Annotated in this window: 10 protein-coding genes; 2 read left to right on the forward strand and 8 right to left on the reverse strand. The window is 73.4% G+C overall.

The genetic code is table 11. The features are described 5' to 3' along the window. Positions 1-92 precede the first annotated feature (92 nt). The 5 genes from ABT238_RS12325 to ABT238_RS12345 form a co-directional block, all read right to left on the reverse strand. Complete coding sequence (locus ABT238_RS12325; protein ID WP_350756936.1) at positions 93-1,415, reverse strand: serine hydrolase domain-containing protein; 1,323 nt, start codon at positions 1,413-1,415, stop codon at positions 93-95. Positions 1,416-1,530: 115 nt separating this feature from the next. Then, entirely contained in the window at positions 1,531-2,124 is a 594-nt protein-coding gene (locus ABT238_RS12330) for a GNAT family N-acetyltransferase (RefSeq protein ID WP_502891423.1), read from the reverse strand. Continuing rightward, positions 2,096-2,827: a lasso peptide biosynthesis B2 protein gene (locus ABT238_RS12335; protein WP_350756939.1), complete on the reverse strand. Its 732-nt coding sequence runs from the start codon at positions 2,825-2,827 to the stop codon at positions 2,096-2,098. The genes ABT238_RS12330 and ABT238_RS12335 overlap by 29 nt, the downstream gene beginning before the upstream one ends. Next, positions 2,820-4,640: an albusnodin/ikarugamycin family macrolactam cyclase gene (locus ABT238_RS12340; RefSeq protein WP_350756942.1), complete on the reverse strand. Its 1,821-nt coding sequence runs from the start codon at positions 4,638-4,640 to the stop codon at positions 2,820-2,822. Before ABT238_RS12340 ends, ABT238_RS12335 begins: the two co-directional genes overlap by 8 nt. Positions 4,641-4,706: 66 nt before the next feature. Then, the gene (locus ABT238_RS12345; protein WP_350756945.1) at positions 4,707-4,835 is read right to left on the reverse strand and encodes an albusnodin family lasso peptide; all 129 of its coding nucleotides are present in this window, start codon (positions 4,833-4,835) and stop codon (positions 4,707-4,709) included. A 438-nt stretch (positions 4,836-5,273) separates the two neighbouring features. Here ABT238_RS12345 and ABT238_RS12350 point away from each other — a divergent pair, with 438 nt between their 5' ends. Beyond that, positions 5,274-6,617, forward strand: a complete 1,344-nt coding sequence (locus ABT238_RS12350) for an NsdA family TPR-like regulatory protein (RefSeq protein WP_502891424.1) — start codon at positions 5,274-5,276, stop codon at positions 6,615-6,617. 1 nt (position 6,618) lies between these two features. Here the strand turns inward: ABT238_RS12350 and ABT238_RS12355 are convergent, their stop codons facing one another. Beyond that, the gene (locus tag ABT238_RS12355; protein ID WP_350756951.1) at positions 6,619-7,266 is read right to left on the reverse strand and encodes a TetR/AcrR family transcriptional regulator; all 648 of its coding nucleotides are present in this window, start codon (positions 7,264-7,266) and stop codon (positions 6,619-6,621) included. Between the two features lie 92 nt (positions 7,267-7,358). Between ABT238_RS12355 and ABT238_RS12360 the strand changes: the two genes are divergently transcribed. After that, positions 7,359-7,982, forward strand: a complete 624-nt coding sequence (locus tag ABT238_RS12360) for an SRPBCC family protein (protein WP_350562919.1) — start codon at positions 7,359-7,361, stop codon at positions 7,980-7,982. Here ABT238_RS12360 and ABT238_RS12365 read toward each other — a convergent pair whose 3' ends face one another. Continuing rightward, on the reverse strand, positions 7,983-11,153 hold the full coding sequence (locus ABT238_RS12365) for a non-ribosomal peptide synthetase (protein ID WP_350756954.1): 3,171 nt from the start codon (positions 11,151-11,153) through the stop codon (positions 7,983-7,985). After that, entirely contained in the window at positions 11,150-16,759 is a 5,610-nt protein-coding gene (locus ABT238_RS12370) for a non-ribosomal peptide synthetase/MFS transporter (RefSeq protein ID WP_350756957.1), read from the reverse strand. The genes ABT238_RS12365 and ABT238_RS12370 overlap by 4 nt, the downstream gene beginning before the upstream one ends. Between the last annotated feature and the right edge of the window lie 100 nt (positions 16,760-16,859).

Below are 16,859 nucleotides of genomic sequence, written 5' to 3' on the forward strand. Positions count from 1 at the left end.
CCGCCCAGTCCTGATGCCCGGAAAACGGAAAGATCACCCGAGTTGTCCCCCGGCAGTCCACTCGGCCACCTGTCGCCCGTGCTGAGCGGGCGTCAGCGGGACGTCAGGGTGCAGGGGTGGACCAGGTAGGGGCCGAGCCGGCCCTGGTGGTCGCCGTCCTTGAAGGCTGTGGCGCGGCCGGTCAGGCGGTTCGGTTCGATGCGGAGGTCGAGGGCGAGGCTGGGGCTGTTCAGGAGGGCGTCGGGGGCGGGCAGTTGTAGTGGGGCGATCGTGCGCAGGTCCCAGTGCTGGGAGGCGGTGGCCGGGGTGGTGAGCGGCGGGTGGTCGGCCAGTCGGATCTCGACCTGATCGTTGCTCAGGATCGTGAGCCGCAGGGGGATGTCCGCTTCCGCCGCGCGGATCTCTCCGGTCCACTCGCCCTGCGGCAGTGTCGCCGGGCGGGGCTGCTCGGTGGTCGGGTTGAGGTGGTCGGCCGAGAAGCCGGGCGCCAGGGCGGCCATGAGGTGGGTGACGATCGCGTCGCGGGCCGCCTTGTCGGTGGAGTTGGTGAGGACGGCGACCGAGAGCTCGCGCTCGGGGACGTCGATCATCATCGTGGCGATGCCGCCCATGCCGCCGCCGTGGCTGTGGACCACCGGTCCGGCGCCGCGCGAGACGACCCGGCCGAACCCGTAGCCGAGGTGCTCGTTGAACGGCACGGCCTCGTGCATGGCGGCGACCGTGGCGGGTTCGAGCAGGCGGGAGGCGGTCCGGGCGAAGAGCGCGACGTCGCCGGCGGTGGCCCAGCCGGCGCCCGCGGCGGGGTGACCGGTGAAGCAGGTGGGGTACGCGCGGCCGTCGGCGGAGTAGCGCCGGGCGACGGGCGCCGGCCCGGGGTAGGCCGCGCCGAACCCGAAGCCGCTCAGGCCGAGCGGGTCGGCGATCCGCTCGCGCAGGTAGTCGCCCAGGTCCTGGCCGGTCACGGCCTCCAGCAGGCTGCCCAGCTCGTGGTAGCCGATGTTGGAGTACTCGAAGTCGGTCCCCGGTTCGCGGACGAGCGTGCGGTAGCGGTCGATGTCGACGGGCAGCGGGCCGGTGCCGTAGTGGAAGTTGTAGAACGCCGGGAACCCGCCGCGGTGCCGGAGCAGTTGGCGCGGTGTCGGCGCGGTCCACGGGAAGCTGCCGGGGACCGGGGTGTCGAGGTCCAGCAGGCCCTCGTCGGCGGCCAGGCAGACGGCCGTGGCGGTGAAGGCCTTGGTGACGGAGGCCAGCCCGTAGACCGTCTCGGGAGTGGCCGGCCGCCGGCCGGCGACGCTCGCCCGGCCGTAGGCCCGGGAGAGCACGAGCTCGTCGCCCGAGGCCACGGCGACGGAGGCGGACGCGCAGCCGTGTTCGGCCAGGGCCCGGACGCAGAACTCGTCCAACTCGTCCAGCATGCGGTCGACCTCCCGATCGGGTGCTCCGTCGGTCGAACGATACTGGTGCGCCTTCGAACGGTCCTCGCCGGGGCGGCCCCGATCAGACGTCGCGTCAGGACAGTGGCTCCCGGCTCTATTCGGCCACGAGAGGAGTCAGCGTCGAAGGCCCGCCGAACTCGGCGGCCAGCGCGTCCATGACCACCTCGTCACAGACCCGCCCGAGCCAGTACCCGGCCTCCCGCAGCACCCCGACCGTGCGGAACCCCGCCTTCTCGTACGCCCGGACGGCCGGCCTGTTGGGCGCCAGTACCTTCAGCCAGACCATCCGAACGTTGGTGATGTGAAACGCGTAGTCCAGCACCAACCGGGTCGCCGCCGTCCCCAGCCCCCGCCCCCGCGCCTCCGGGGCCACCATCACCACGTACTCGGCCGTTCGGACAGCGGTATCCGGCAGCAGCGTGGCGACGCCGACCGGCACGGCGTCGGCGTCGCCCGTGAGCTCGTAGACGGTGAACCGGATGTTGTCACCCCGGAGTTGCCGTTCCATCCCCTCGGTGCGGGCCTCCAGCGACTCCGGCTGCTGCCGCCCGTACCCGACCAGCGAGGCCGGATGCTGCTCCCATCGCCAGTACGTCTCGACGAGATCTGCACGATAGGGCCCGAGGCCGCAGCCGCCGTCGCGGATCCAGATGATCGGGTCAGTTTCGCTGATGATGGCGGGCTCCAAGGGCGAGAACGGGTGTGTAGGCGCCCGTCGAATCCGGCTCGCCCACAGCTGTGCCGTCCTCAGTCTGCACCCAGGCATGAAGCCGTACGGGATCAGCGGCAATTCCGTGACACCACGTCACGGTGAGACGGCGGGTGGCCAGCAACAGGACGACCGCCGCTGACTCCTCCAGGCAGGCTGTACGGCCTGGGGCGTACCACCCGGCGGCTCGGACCGCAGCAACAGCGCCTGCTGCCTCCTTCGGGGTGGCCGGACGACGGCCGATTGACGTCGCCAGCCGGATTGCGTGGATGACCCGCAGCATCGCCGTCCGGCGACGTCCTGCAGCCTTGATGGAGGCCACCGTCGCGAGTGCACCTGTGCCACGTAGGAGGTCTACGTAGGATCCCGGGTCCGGCCGGGCTGTACCGGCGACGTGCTCGGCGCTTCCCCAGCTCGCCCGTCCCGTGTGGGCGATGATCAGCGGCCAGGGCGAGGCCGAGGCGGCGGGTACGACGAGCCCGGCGGCCCGGAGTCGGTTGTTGAGCGGTTTGCCGAGCGCACGGTAGTCGCCGGTGCGGGCGGCTCTGCGGAAGCGATCGGCGGCAGCGGGGAGCAGACCTCGCACGCTGCCGGAGTGATAGTCGATGAGGACCAGGACGTGGCCGAAGTCGGTAGCGCGTACGTGGCTGGGCATGGTGACCACGTCGGCCGGTTCATCCATGGGACTCACCTGCGGGGACCTGCGTCCAGCCGGGCAGCGGATTGCGATGGTGGACGGTGAGCCAGGCCTCGGTGGCGAGGGCCTGCTCGATGGTCGCGAGCGGCGTCGGCAGGCCAGCCGCGGCTTGTGCAAGGTGGCTGCGGAAACGGTCGGGATCAAGGAGACCAAGCGTCGCGAGATGACCGTCGGCCATGACGGACAGCTCAGCCAGGTTCGTGCGCAGCCCGGTGTAGTGGTCGGCGTTGAAACTGCCCTTGGTTGTCCGTGCCGCAGTCTCGGGTGGTAGGAGTGAGGCCATCGCCTCGGCAAGGACCGGTTTGTAGGCGTGTTGCGGTGGACGCAGGTCGAGCGGTGTGGTCAAGACTGTGTCCACCACGAGGGGATCCAGAAACGGGTTGTGCAACGCGATGCCGTAGGCAGCCGCCACCTCAGCGTCGGCGGCAGCCGTACGGGCGACCTCGCGGACTTCGTCCACCAGCACCCGCACCGAGAAGTCAAGTCCGGGCAACGGATCGGTCACTTGGGTCATGCGCCGAGCGGCGTCGGCGAGGAGCCGAGCGGCAAGAGGGCTACCCCAGGAAGGGAAGGGGAGCAAGGGGAACCAGGTGGCTCTCCCGTGCTCGTCGCTTGCCTGGGTTCCCACAGTGGCTGCGAGGGTGGCCGCGGCGCGGCGACGAGTGGTGTACGCGGTGCGGACGGCGTCCCGCAGCACCAGGCCGACAGAGGCATGGCGCAGCCGGGCCCAACCGAACGCCTCGCCCGCTGCGCGACGCAGACGGCGGTGACGGATCAGGTCGGCGAGGTGGACGGGCGGCTGGAACAGGATGCTGTCTCCACCATCGCCGGTCAGGTGTGTTCGTGTGCCCAACTCTTCTCGCATCCAGGTCAACTGGCCAGCCAGCCTCGCGAGGGTAAGTGTGGACGGCGCGGGCTCGTTGGTCGCCGGTACCTCGGTGATGGAGGTGTAGGGCAGGTGGTCATCAGCCAGCGGGAGCAGATGGTGGGTGATTCGGTGTGTGCAACGGGCTGCCGAGAGCCGCGCGTGACGGAGATCGGCTCCGCCGAGATCACCGTCAGGATGAACGGTGACGGCGTTGAGGCGCCGGTCGGAAGGCAGCGCGTTGGCAGCCAGGAGCGCGACGCTCGTGGAGTCCAGCCCACCGGAGAGATCGCATGAAAGCGTGGGGTCCGAATCGGTTCGCAGAGAAGTCGCTTGTTCGAGGGAACGGCGTAGCCGAATGTCGGGCGGTGCGCAGCGTACGGGCGTTGGCAGCCAACTCGTGCTGATTCGAGGGGAGGAGCCGTTGGCAGGCAGTTCGATTCTTGCACCAGGCGGTAGCTGTCGGACTCCCTCGAAGAAGGACCGTCCGGCAGCCAGTGCGGGCACCGACGGGAGGAAGACGGCGCAGACCAGGCGTTCGGTGTCAATGGTTGCTGCCGTCAGTGCGGCGAGCGTCCGGGCAGACGTGGACCAGGCCCAGCACCCGCCCCATGGGGTTGCGTACACGGGAAGGGAGCCGGCGGGGTCGGTGTGCACGATGGTCCCGGAGACTGTCTCCTCGATCACCGCGTACGCACCGGCCCAGCGCCAAGTAGCGTTGGTGGGCGGGCCGGAAGAGCTCAGCTGCGACAACTCGGATTCCTTGGCGCCGCAATGGCCGAGGACGAAGATTCGGTGACTCTCGGTGGTGACCGTGAGAGCCCGGGCGGGCTGGCCGCCGAAGCGCCAGGCAGATGATCCAGCCGTGATCAGGTCGGCGCCGGCGGGACGCGGACGGGGTGCGGCCGTGGAGCTGAAGCCTCCGAAGGACATGCTTTCTCCTGGGGAGCAGGGACGGGAGTGGTGCGGCCCCGGCTCGGCGGGGCCGCACACTGGACGTCAGCTGTTGTAGGCGCGGCGCTTGTCCTCGCTGCTGCCCTTGCCCTGGCCCTCGGTGAGAACGGTGAGGTCGCCGATCTCGACCATGAGGTCGCTGTTCTCCGGCTCCGTGGTCTGCTGCTCGATCATGAGTGTCTCCTTGAGAGATGAGGTGGGATTACCCGGTCCCGCCCTGTAGCGGCCCGGGTTCGACCGCCCGTGAAGGGGGTCATTCCTGCTCCGGCGCTCGGGGCAGGAAGCCGTGGGGTGCGGTGCGAGGTGCCTGTAGATCAGCGCGAGGTGCTCGGCAGCGGACGTATCCGCGCGCGACGGCGGCGGGAGAGCCGGCGAGCGACGGCGCGGAGTGTGCGGTGGGGGTGGGCCAGAATCTGGCGACGGGTCAACGGTTGGGCAGGGAGCTCCAGCTCGGCCCAGACCTTCTTGCCAAGGTCGGTTCGTTCGACGCCGTGGTTCAGGGCCCGGGCTGGCTTGTCTGACGTAAAGTCAACAGGTGAGCACGGGCTGTGAGTGCGGTTGGCGGCCTCTTGTCGATTGAAACCCTTGAAACCCGGTCGGGAGGCGAGGCGGATGGCGCGCGGGCGGACGGCAAATCCGAAGCTGGCACACTTGCTCATGGAGTGCCGGTGGAAAAGCAACGGCGAGTTCGCCCGGTCGGTGAATCGGGCCGGAACGGAAGCCGGGTTCAGGCTGAGGTACGACGAGTCGGCCGTATCCCACTGGCTCGCCGGAACCCGCCCCATGGCGAAGTACCGTCAAGTGGTCCTTGAGGTTCTGAGCCGGCGCCTCGGGAGGGCTGTCACCGCATTTGAGGCCGGTTTCGTGGATCGGCCCGATGAGCAGGAGCAATCCGAAGACATGGTGAGAGGGCTGCTTGACCTCGGGAGTGCCGATATGGATCCATCACGCAGGGGTGTACTCGGAGCCGGCCTCTACTCGATCGCGTTGACCGTTCCCGGGTGGCCTGATGTGGTGGGCCGGTTCGAGAGGCTGAGGACCGATCCGCACAGCAGGATCGGGATGGGCGAGGTCGAGTCCGTCATCGCGATGACAGAGCGGATCAGTGAGATCGACGACCAGTTCGGCGGGCGGACCGCACGGCCGATGGCGGCCGCGTTCATGGTCAACAACATCGTCCCGTACCTGCGCGCCACCGCCTCGGCGGGAGTGCGTAGGGCGATGCTCTCCGCGGCGGCCGATCACCTCTATCTCACGGGATACATGGCGGTGGACGAGCGCTTGGACACGCTCGGACAGCGCTACTACACCAAGGCGCTGGAGCTTGCGCTCGCAGCGGGTGACCATCTCATCTACTGCACCACGCTGCGAGGCATGAGCGTTCAAGCCGTCGAACTCGGTCACGGTTCGCAGGCGGTGAGACTCGCGGAAGCCGCATCGACCGCGTCGCCGCAGGCAGGGCCACGGATGCGTGCGTTCCTGGCGGGCCAGCAGGCGCATGCCCTCGCCCGGACCGGCGATCGTACCGGGGCGCTGACGATGCTGCGGGCGGCCGAAGTCGCGATGGAGCGGGCCGAGTCCAGGGCCAAGGCTCACGGCTCGTACGATCCCGCGTCGCTCGCCTATCACGTGGCTCAGGTGAACCACGAACTCGGTGACCGGGAAGGCGCGATCAGGGCGCTGCAACGCTCTGAAAGGGTGCGGCCCGCCGTGTACCGGCGGGCCCGGGTTCGCCACCGGGCGATGCTGGCCGAGTGGCAGGTGGAGGTTGGGCGGCTCGAAGAAGCTGTTCAGAACTGGCACCTGGCCCTGGATGACTACCCGCAGGTGCAGTCGGGTCGGGCGGACGACCGGTTCCGGGCGATGGTGGTCGCGACGAGATCCCATGCGAGGAATCCCCGGGTGCGTGAACTGCTGGAGCGGGCCCGGCCGATGGTGGGTGTGTGGCGGGTCTGAATCAGGGGAGCAGGGCGGCGAGTTCGGACTCGAAGAGGACCTCGGGGTCGAACCGCATGCCGGTGAAGTGGCCGGCGAGTTCGAGGGACAGGACGCCGTGGAGGCGGGTCCAGAGGGTGAGGAAGAGGGCGAGGGCCTCGGGTGGGGCGGGGTGGTTGGCGGCCCAGGCGCGGTGGGTGGCGAGGTGGGCGGCGAGGGGGGAGGCGGGGGCGGCCGGGGGGAGGGCGGCGGCGCAGGCGTCGAGCAGGGCGGTGGCGATCTCCCGGGAGATCGCGGTGGTGTCCTCGGGCGCCTGGTAGCCGGGGATCGGGGTGCCGTAGACCAGCAGGTAGCGCTGGGGGTCGGTGAGGGCCCAGCTGCGCAGGGCGCGGGCGAGGGCGGGCAGGTCCGCGCCGGTGGCGGCGGCCGCGGCGAGGGTGTCGGCGAGGCTGCGGTAGGCCTCGCGGACGAGTTCGGTGATCAGCTCGTCGCGGTTGGCGAAGTAGCGGTAGAGGGCGGGGCCGCTCATGCCCATCCGTTTGGCGATGGCGTTGAGGGAGAGCGCGGAGGCGCCGGCGGTGGCGATCTGCTCCCAGGCGCGTTCCATGACCTCGGCGCGCACCTGGGTGCGGTAGCGCTCGCGGGGGGTGGTGGACTCCGTCTTCGCCATGGTTAGAAGGTATCACGGAAGCTATTGACTGTCGGAACGGTGAGGAGTTAGAACTTCTAACGAGAGGGATGGCCTCTAGGGAAGGAAATGCCATGTCCGGAATCCGGGCCGCCGTGATCACGGTTCCGCTGGTCGTCGGGATCCTCGGTGGGGCCGCCGTGCCCGCTGGGGCACAGCCCGCCAAGGGGCTCACCTGCCGGGGCGCGGGCGTCGACCCCGCCGCGCAGGTGCGGTACCGGACGGAGGCGGTGATCGACGCGCCGCCGGCCGTCATCTGGAGGCTGCAGACGGACGTCGACCGCTGGCCGTCCTGGCAGCGGCCCGTCACGAGCGCGGAGCGGCTGGACCACGGCCGCTTCCGGGCCGGGTCGGCGTTCCACTGGACGACGCCCGTACCGCCGGGGACCGGGATCCCGGCCACCGGCCTGGACATCACCTCGACCGTGCGTCAGGTCGAGCGGGGCTCCTGCATCCGCTGGACCGGTCCGGCGGTCGGGGAGGGGGTGCACATCGACGGGGTGCACGTCTGGAACTTCAGCAGGGTCGAGGGCGGGGTGAAGGTGAGCACCGAGGAGACCCACACCGGGCCGCAGGTCGACGCCGACGTGCCGATGGCGACGGAGATCCTCAAGGCGGGTCTGGAGGGGTGGCTGGCCGATCTCAAGGCCGCCGCCGGGGCGCGGGCATCCCGGTGGACGCCCGCGCCCCGGTCGTGATCAGCCGGACAGGCGCTCCGCCGCCTCGTCCTCGCTGAGCGCCTCGATCTCCGCGATCAGCAGTTCCTCGACGCGCGCGGCGAGCGCGGCGGCCGTGGAGAGCTCGAAGGCGTCGCGGATCGGGACGTCCAGCCCGACGCCCGCGCGGATCCGGGCGACCACCCGGGTGACCAGCAGCGAGTCCCCGCCGAGTTCGAAGAAGTCGTCGAGGGCGCCGACCCGGGGCACACCCAGGACCTCCTGCCACAGCTGGGTGACCAACTGCTCGGCGTCGGTGCGCGGCGCCACGTACCGGCTCGCGGCGGCCGGGGCCGGTTCGGGCAGGGCGGCGGTGTCGAGCTTGCCGTTGAGGGTCAGCGGGAGGGCGTCGAGGAGGACGACGGTCTCGGGGACCAGGTACGCGGGCAGCCGTACGGCCAGGTGTTCGCGCAGCGCGGCGGGGTCGGGCCCGGCGGCACCGGGGGCCGGGACGGCGTACGCCACCAGGCGGCGGCCGCCGAGCACCACGGCGGCGGCGCGCAGCACGTCCGGACGGCCGGTCAGGGCGGACTCGATCTCGGCCGGTTCGATCCGGTAGCCGCGCAGCTTGACCTGCTCGTCGGTGCGGCCGAGGTAGTCGAGGGTGCCGTCGGTGCGCCAGCGGGCCCGGTCGCCGGTGCGGTACATCGCACCGCCGCCGAACGGGTCGTCGACGAACGCGGCGGCCGTGAGGTCCTGGCGGCCCAGGTAGCCGCGGGCCAGGCCGGCGCCGCCGATGTACAGCTCGCCCTCCGAGCCGCGCGGCAGCAGGGCGCCGCGCTCGTCGAGCACGTACAGCCGCACCCCCGGCAGCGGGCGGCCGAGCGGCGGGCGGCGCCCGGCGTCCGGGGCGCCGAGGTCGGCGGCGGTGACGATGACGGTGGCCTCGGTCGGGCCGTAGGTGTTGACCAGCCGGACGGCGTCGCCGTGCCGCTCGCGCCAGCGGGCGACGGCGTCGGCGCGGGCCTCGGAGCCGCCGAGCACCACCAGCCGCAGGGCGGCCGGCCACGCGGTGCGCTCGTCGTGCGAGACCAGCTCCTCCCAGTAGGCGGTCGGCAGGTCGAGCACGGTGACGGACGGGCCGTGCGGGCCGCGCAGCAGCTCGGGCAGGGTGCGCCCGCCGCCGGGGAGCAGGACGACGCGGGCGCCGGCGGCGAGCGCGGGCCACAGCTCCTCGGCGTGGGTGTCGAAGCCGATCGAGGCGAACTGGACGATCCGGTCCTCCGGCGTCAGGCGGTAGCCGTCCGGGCCGGCCATCCAGTCGACGCGGGCGGCCAGCGCGGCGTGGTCGACGGCCACGGCCTTGGGGGTGCCGGTGGAGCCCGAGGTGTAGAGGACGTAGGCGAGACCGGCGCGCCCGTCGGCCGTCACCGGGTCGGCGCCGGGCCGGATGCGCAGGCCCTCGCCGTCCTCGTCCGTCAGCAGCAGGACGGCACCCGACTCGCGCAGCATCAGCTGCCGCCGCTCCTGCGGGTGGGCCGGGTCGAGCGGCAGGTAGCCCGCGCCGGCCTTCCAGATCGCCAGCAGGGCGGTCACGAGGTCGAACGAGGGCGCCAGCCGGACGGCCACCAGCTGCCCGGCGACCGGGCCGAGCCGCTCGGCCAGCCCGGTGGAGCGGCGATCGAGTTCGCCGTAGGAGAGGACCTCGCCGTCGCACTCCAGCGCCGGGGCGTCCGGTGCGGCGGCGGCCCGTTCGGCGAAGCGGGCGAGGACGGGGCGGACCGTGGACGCCGGGGCGGGACCGGTGCCCAGGGCGAGCAGCTCGGCGCGCTCCTGCGCCCCGATCAGCCAGTCGCCGTGCAGCGGCACCGCGGCGTCCTCGACGGCGGCGGCCAGCAGGGCGCGGCAGCGGGTGCCGAGCGCGGTCACCGTCGCCGGGTCGAGGACCTCCCGGTCGAAGCAGAAGGAGAGCGTCAGGCCGCCGTCCGGGGTGCGCCAGCTGTCCAGCAGCAGATCGGTCTTGGCGCGCTCGAAGCCCGAGTCCATGGAGGCCGTGCGCACCCCGGCGGGCAGCGCCGCGCCGCCGTCCTCGCCGGCCGCCAGGTCGTACTGGCTCTGGTGGACGAACACCGCCTGGTAGAGCGGCGCCGCACCGGCCTCGGCGGGCAGGTCCAGATGGGCGGCGAGCCGCTCCAGCGGGACGTCCTGGTGGCTCAGCGCGCCCAGGGTGGCGGTGCGGACGCGGTGCAGCACGGTGCGGAAGCCGGGCTCGCCGGTGAGATCGGCGCGCAGCACGCCGGTGCGGGCGAAGTAGCCGACCAGCTCCTCCTGCGCCGCCTCGGTGCGGCCCGCGAGCGGGGTGCCGACCACGAAGTCGGTGCTGCCGGCCCAGCGGGCGAGCACGCACTGGTAGGCGGCCAGCAGCACCATGAACGGGGTGCAGCGCTCGCGCCGGGCCAGCGCGTCCAGGGCCGCCGTCAGCTCCGGGTCCAGGGCGACGGTGGCGAAGCCCGCCGGGTGGAGCGGCTCGGCGGGCCGCGGGTGGTCCAGCGGCAGCCGCAGCCGGCCGGTGCCGGCGAGCTTCTCGGCCCAGTAGCGGAACGCCGCCTCGGCGCCGCCCGCGGCCGCGCGCTCCTGCTCGGCGCGCGCGACGTCGCCGTACCGCAGGGCGAGCGGCGCGAGCGCGGCCGGCGCCTCGCCGAGCGCCTCCCGGTACAGCGCGAGCAGTTCGCGCCACAGGATCCGGAACGACCAGCCGTCCGAGACGATGTGGTGGACGACCAGGGCGAGCGCGTGCTCGTCCGGCCCGGCGGAGACCAGGACGGCGCGCAGCGGCGGGCGCCCGGCGAGCTCGAACGGCGCGTTGACGGCGGGGCGGCAGGCGTCGGTGAAGTCGTGCTCGGTGGCGCCGGGCGCGAGCGCGACCAGGTCGAGCGGGACGGGCGCGGGCGGTTCGACCAGCTGGACGGGCGCCTCGCCGTCCAGGGCGAAGCGGGTGCGCAGCGGTTCGTGGCGGGCCGTCAGCCGCTCCAGCGCGGTGCGCAGCGCGGCGACGTCCAGCGGGCCGCTCCACCGGCGGCACAGGTACATGTTGAACCCGGCGTCGGCGGGGTGGAGCTGCTGGAGGAACCAGAGCCGGCGCTGTTCCTCGGTGAGCGGGTGGACGGCCTCGGCGGGGCGGGCGGCGCCGGGGGTCCGGTCGGTGGTGGTCATCGGATGGTGGCCTCGGTTCGGGTACGGCGCGCGGCGGCGGGTTCCGCGGGGGCGGCGGGGAGGGCTTCGGACGGGGACGCGGCCTCGGCGCGGGCCGAGAGGGTGGCCAGGCCGACCAGGTCGTCCGGCTCGGCGTCGGGGACGTCGCGGTCGAAGTGACGCAGCGCCGGGACGGCGAGGCAGACGAGCACCAGCAGCGCCATCGCGAGCCCGAACAGCAGGTAGAGCAGGCCGATGCCACGGCCGTCGCCGGTGCCGATCAGCCGGCCGACGGTGCCGGCCAGCGCGCCGTCCTCGTCGACCCACGGCTGGACCAGGCGCGGCCCGAGCGGTGCGACGACGGCGAAACCGACCGGCAGGGTGGACCAGGCCACCATGGTGTTGACGGCGATCACCCGGCCGTGGAAGCGCAGCGGCACCTTGGTCTGCACGATCGTCGCGTAGACGCCGTTGACCAGCCCGAGCCCGTACGCCATGCCGAAGGCGCCGAGCGCCACGGGCCAGATGCTGGGGCGCAGGCCGGTCACCAGGCAGGCGGCGGCGAGGCCGAGGGTGGCGAACAGGACGCCGCGCAGCCGCAGCCGGCGCGGCCCGCCCCAGACCAGCAGGGTCAGCCCGCCGAGCACCGCGCCGAGTCCGGCCGCGACCGAGACCCAGCCGGCGGCCGCGAGCGGGGCGAAGGAGAGCACCAGCGGGGTGGTGAGCAGGAACAGCGGCGACAGGAAGATGTTGAGCACCGCGAAGAACAGCAGCATCGCCCGGAAGTGCCGGCTGCCGAGCGCCCGCCGGAAGCCGGCCCGGATCTCGGCGGCGACGCTCTCGCGCCGGCGTGCGGCCATCACGTCGGGGAAGCGCACGGCCAGGGTGACACCGGTGGCGACCACGTAGCTGGCGACGTCCATCACGAGGATGCCGCCGAGGCCGAGGGCCGACAGCAGACCGACCGCGAACAGCGGGACCAGGAACTGGGCGAGGCCGAAGGCCATCTGGACGACGCCGTTGGCGCGGCCGAGGAAACGTTTCGGTACGAGCTGCGGAACCGCCGAGTTCCAGGCCAGCCGCTGGAAGGTCAGCGCCGTCGACAGCATCGCGATCAGCACGTAGGCGTGCCAGACCTGCAACGCGTCGGTCAGGTACAGCAGCAGCATCACCGCCTGGGTGAGGCCCGCCGCGACGTCGCCGTAGAGCATGATCCGGCGCCGGTCGCCGCGGTCCACCAGCGCCCCGGCCAGCGGCGCGGTGAGGATGCCGGGCACCAGACCGCAGGCGGCCAGCAGGCCGAACTGGGCGAGCGAGCCGGTGGTCAGGTAGATCCACACCGGCAGGGCGAACTCGGTGAGCGCCGAGCCGATCATCGAGATCTGCTGGCCGGCGGCGACGCCGAGGAAGCGGCGCATGGTCGGCCGCACCGCCGCGGCCGAGCGCTCGGGGGCCTGCGCGGCGTCCCGGGACAGCCCGGCCAGCCACCAGGTGGCGCCCTCGGTGCGCCGGTGCCGGTCCTCCTCGCCGTCCGCCACCGAGCGGTGCACGGTGGTGAGGATCTCCGCGAGCTCGGCGGCCCGGTACTTGAGGTAGAAGTGGCCGGCCTCGTCGAGCACCACCACGCCGGTGGTGCCGCTGAGCCGGTGCCACTCGCGGTAGCGCTCCTCGTAGAACTCGGTGGCCGGGTCCCGGTCGCCGCAGACCGCGTACACCGGGGCGGCGATCCGGACGTCCTCGCCCCCGCCCTCCTCGATGCCCTCGAACAGCCGGGTGAAGTACTGCTCGGCCTCCCGGGTGCCGATCCGCCGGTTCGCCACCATCAGGCGCAGCTGCTCGGTGCCGACCTCGTCGGTGTCCAGGCCCGCCGCCGCCAGGGCGTTGATCATGCCCTGGTCGCTGCGCAGCCGGTCCGCGGTGCGGGCCCACCACTCGCCGACGGCGGCGCCGCGACCGCGCGGCCGGGCGAACGGGAAGATGCCGCCGAGGTGGATGGCGTCGATCTCGCGCCCGGCGGCCTCCACCCGCCGGGCGATCTCGACGGCCAGCCGGACGCCGACGCCGCAGTGGCCGTACAGCACGATCCGGCCCTCGACGGTGTCCAGGATCTCCTGGGCGCAGCCGGCCGCCACCTCGTCGACGTCCATCGCCTCCTCGCCCAGCTCGTGGCCGGGGACGGCCAGCGAGTGCAGGGCCCAGTCGGCGGGCAGGGCGTCGGCGAGCGGCTTGTAGATGAGCGCGCTGCCGCCGCCGTACGGCGTGCAGACCAGGCTCGCGGTGACCTTGCGGCCGGCCGGGGTGAGCAGGTGCAGCAGGCTGCGCGGGCCCCGGTCGGCGTGCGGGTCGCTGACCAGGGCGGCCAGCCGGCGCACGGTGGGGTACTTGAAGAGGTCCATCACCCCGACCGGGGTGGGGAGTTCGGGGTAGGCGCGGCGCAGCTTGGCGACCACCTGGGTGGCCAGCAGGGAGTGCCCGCCGAGTTCGAAGAAGTCGTCCAGCGCGCCGACCCGGGGCACCCCGAGCAGCTCGGCCCACAGGGCGGCCAGGAACTCCTCGGCCTCGCCCTCCGGTTCGACGAACTCGCCGCTCGCGGCGGGCTCCTCGGGCTCGGGCAGGTTCCGTCGGTCGACCTTGCCGTGGGCCAGCAGCGGCAGCCGCTCCAGCACCACGAAGCGGGCCGGGACCATGTAGTCGGGCAGCACCTCGGCGAGGGTGTCGCGCAGTTCGGCCGGGGTCGGGGCCGGGCCGTCGCCCGGGTGCTCCAGGTAGCCGACCAGGGTCTGCCGCAGCCCCTCGCCGCGGGCCAGCACGACGGCCTGGGTGATGCCGGGCAGGGCGGTGAGGGCGGCCTCGACCTCGCCGGGCTCGACCCGGTAGCCGCGCACCTTGATCTGGTCGTCGGCCCGGCCCAGGTAGTCCAGGGTGCCGTCGGTGCGCCAGCGGGCCAGGTCGCCGGTGCGGTAGAGGCGGTCGCCGGGCGCGCCGAACGGGTCGTCGACGAAGCGCTCGGCGGTCAGGTCGGGGCGGCCCAGGTAGCCGCGGGCCAGCCGGTCGCCGCCCAGGTACAGCTCACCCGTGACGCCCGGCGGCACCGGCTGCCCGGCGGTGTCGAGGACGTGGCAGCGGGCGCCGGCCAGCGGGGTGCCGATGGGGGTGCTGCCCGGGCCGGCGGCCTCGGCGGTCACCTCGTGGACGGTCACGCCGACGGTGGCCTCGGTCGGGCCGTAGTGGTTGAAGACGGCGCACCGGCCGAGCGCGGCGAGTTCGGCGGCCCACGGCCAGGCCGAGGCCTCGCCGCCGAGCACCAGGGCCCGGCGCGGCAGCAGGCGCTCCATCGGGGCGTCGGCACCGAGCGCGGCCAGGTGGGAGGGCGTCATCTTGAGGTAGTCGAGGCGCAAGGCCTCGACGCGCTCGGCGAGTTCGGCTCCGGCGATCCGGCGGGGCAGCAGGTGGACCCGGCCGCCGGTGCTCAACGCGAGGTAGAGCATGGTGATGCTGAAGTCGAAGGAGAGCGACTGCAGCAGCCCGTAGCCGGCGCCCGGTTCGATCCGCAGCCGCTCCCGGACCCCGGCCAGGTAGTTGAGGATCTGACGGTGCTGGACGGCGACACCCTTGGGGGTGCCGGTGGAGCCGGAGGTGTAGATGACGTAGGCCAGGTGGTCCGCGCCCGAGAGCTCCTCCAGCGGCTGCGGGTCGCGCGGCGCGGGGTCGGTGTCCAGCAGCAGCGCGGCGCCGTCGTAGCCGGGGAAGCGCTCGCGCAGCGCCGCGTCGGTGAGCAGCACCCGCACCCCGGCGTCGGCGGCCAGGTGGGCGAGGCGGGCGGGCGGCTGCTCCGGGTCCAGCGGCAGGTAGGCGCCGCCGGCCTTGAGCACGCCGACCAGGGCGACCGCCAGCTCGGGCGACTGCTCCAGGCAGACCGCGACCCGGTCGTCCGGTCCGACGCCGAGCGCCCGCAGCCGCCGGGCGAGGCCGTTGGCGCGCTCGTCCAGCTCCCGGTAGTCGACGGTGCGGCCCTCGAACTCCAGGGCCGGGCGGTCGGGGTGGGCGCGCGCGGTGGCGGCGAGCAGGCCGGTGAGCGTGCGGGGGCCGTCGGCGGGGTCGGGCAGCGCGGGCCCGGCCGCCCACCGCTCCAGGACGTCGCGCCGCTCGCCGGGGGTGAGCAGCGGCAGCCGGGAGACCGGCCGGTCCGGGTCGGCGACCGCCGCCGCGACCAGCAGTTCGAAGCGCTCGACCAGGTGCCGCACGGTGGCGGCGTCGAACAGGTCGGTGCGGTAGGTGAGCAGCCCGTACAGGCCGCCGTCGGACTTCTCCCGCAGGTAGAAGGCGAGGTCGGTGCGGGTGGTGGCGGCCTCGTGCCCGAAGCTCTCGGCGGCCGGCGCGCCGGCGGGGCCGGTGGCGGGGGAGGCGCTGCGGTCGCCGTAGTTCTGGAAGGCGAAGCTGACCTGGAAGACGGCGGAGCGGCTGACGTCGCGCTCGATGTCGAGGTCGGCCACCATCTGCTCGAACGGCACCTCCTGGTGGGTGTACGCGTCGAGGGTGGTCGCGCGCACCCGCCGGAGCAGCTCGGTGAAGGCGGGGTCGCCCTCCAGTCGGGCCCGGATCGGCAGCATGTTGACGAACAGGCCGACCACGCCCTCCAGTTCGCGGTGGAGGCGGCCGGCGACCGCCGAGCCGATCGCGAAGTCCCGCTGCCCGGCGTGCCGGCCGAGCAGCGTCTGCAGTGCGGCCATCAGGACCATGTACCCGGAGGCGTTCGCGGAGCGAGCCAACGCGGCGATGCCGCGGCCGAGTTCGGGGCTCCAGTGGAACTCGGTGGCGGCGCCCTCGAAGGTCAGCACCGGCGGGCGGGGCCGGTCGGTGGGCAGCTCCAGGGCCGGGACCTCGCGCAGCTCCTCGCGCCAGTACGCCCGGGAGGCGGCCAGCGCCTCGCCGCCCAGGCGCTCCCGCTGCCACACCGCGTAGTCGCCGAACTGGACGGGCAGCGCTGGCAGTTGGTCGGGTGTGCCGTGGGCGTGCCGGGCGTAGAGCGCGTCGAGTTCGCGGTGCAGGAGGTCGAGCGACCAGCCGTCGCTGACGATGTGGTGCATGACCAGGGCGAGCACGTGCTCGTCCGGGGCCGTGCGCACCAGCAGGGCCCGCAGCAGCGGGCCTTCGGCCAGGTCGAACGGCCGCGCCACCCGCTCGCCGAGTTCCCGGGCGGCGCGGCCGGCCGGGTCCGGGTCGTCGGTGGCGTCGACGAACTCGGCCGCGCACGGGCCGGGTTCGGAGATCCTGACCAGTGCGGTGCCCTCGGGGGTGGCGGGGAAGGCCATCCGCAGCGCCTCGTGCCGGGCCAGCAGGTCGGTGAGGGCGGCGTCCAGCGCGGTGCGGTCGAGCGGGCCGCGCAGCCGGCGGGCCGGGGCGAGGGTCCAGGCGGTGGAGCCGGGGGCGAACTGGTCCATGAACCAGAGCCGTTCCTGGCCGCTGGAGAGCGGTACCTCGGCGCCCGGGGGCCGGGCGGGCACGGTGCTCGCGGGGGTGGGCCCGGTGGCGTCCGCGGAGCCGGCCGCGGCGGCGCGCAACCGCTGGGCGAGCAGGGCGCGCTTGGTCGCGGACAACCCGGGGGCGGGGTCCTGGAGGTCGGTCATCGGTGTTCCATTCGGCGCACGTCGGGGCGGTCGGCCGCGTGCCGTCGGGCGGGGTCGCCACGAGGCCGGGCCGCCGCGGGGTGAGGAGGCGAGGGCGCAG

Source organism: Kitasatospora sp. NPDC001527, assembly GCF_040298605.1.
Taxonomy (GTDB): domain Bacteria; phylum Actinomycetota; class Actinomycetes; order Streptomycetales; family Streptomycetaceae; genus Kitasatospora.

What these genes read in the sequence shown, in the direction of transcription:
- ABT238_RS12325 (WP_350756936.1), bottom strand. Translation starts at nt 1,415, where the DNA reads ATGCTGGACGAGTTGGACGAGTTCTGCGTCCGGGCCCTGGCCGAACAC.
- ABT238_RS12335 (WP_350756939.1), bottom strand. Translation starts at nt 2,827, where the DNA reads ATGGATGAACCGGCCGACGTGGTCACCATGCCCAGCCACGTACGCGCT.
- ABT238_RS12340 (WP_350756942.1), bottom strand. Translation starts at nt 4,640, where the DNA reads ATGTCCTTCGGAGGCTTCAGCTCCACGGCCGCACCCCGTCCGCGTCCC.
- ABT238_RS12345 (WP_350756945.1), bottom strand. Translation starts at nt 4,835, where the DNA reads ATGATCGAGCAGCAGACCACGGAGCCGGAGAACAGCGACCTCATGGTC.
- ABT238_RS12350 (WP_502891424.1), top strand. Translation starts at nt 5,274, where the DNA reads ATGGCGCGCGGGCGGACGGCAAATCCGAAGCTGGCACACTTGCTCATG.
- ABT238_RS12355 (WP_350756951.1), bottom strand. Translation starts at nt 7,266, where the DNA reads ATGGCGAAGACGGAGTCCACCACCCCCCGCGAGCGCTACCGCACCCAG.
- ABT238_RS12360 (WP_350562919.1), top strand. Translation starts at nt 7,359, where the DNA reads ATGTCCGGAATCCGGGCCGCCGTGATCACGGTTCCGCTGGTCGTCGGG.
- ABT238_RS12365 (WP_350756954.1), bottom strand. Translation starts at nt 11,153, where the DNA reads ATGACCACCACCGACCGGACCCCCGGCGCCGCCCGCCCCGCCGAGGCC.
- ABT238_RS12370 (WP_350756957.1), bottom strand. Translation starts at nt 16,759, where the DNA reads ATGACCGACCTCCAGGACCCCGCCCCCGGGTTGTCCGCGACCAAGCGC.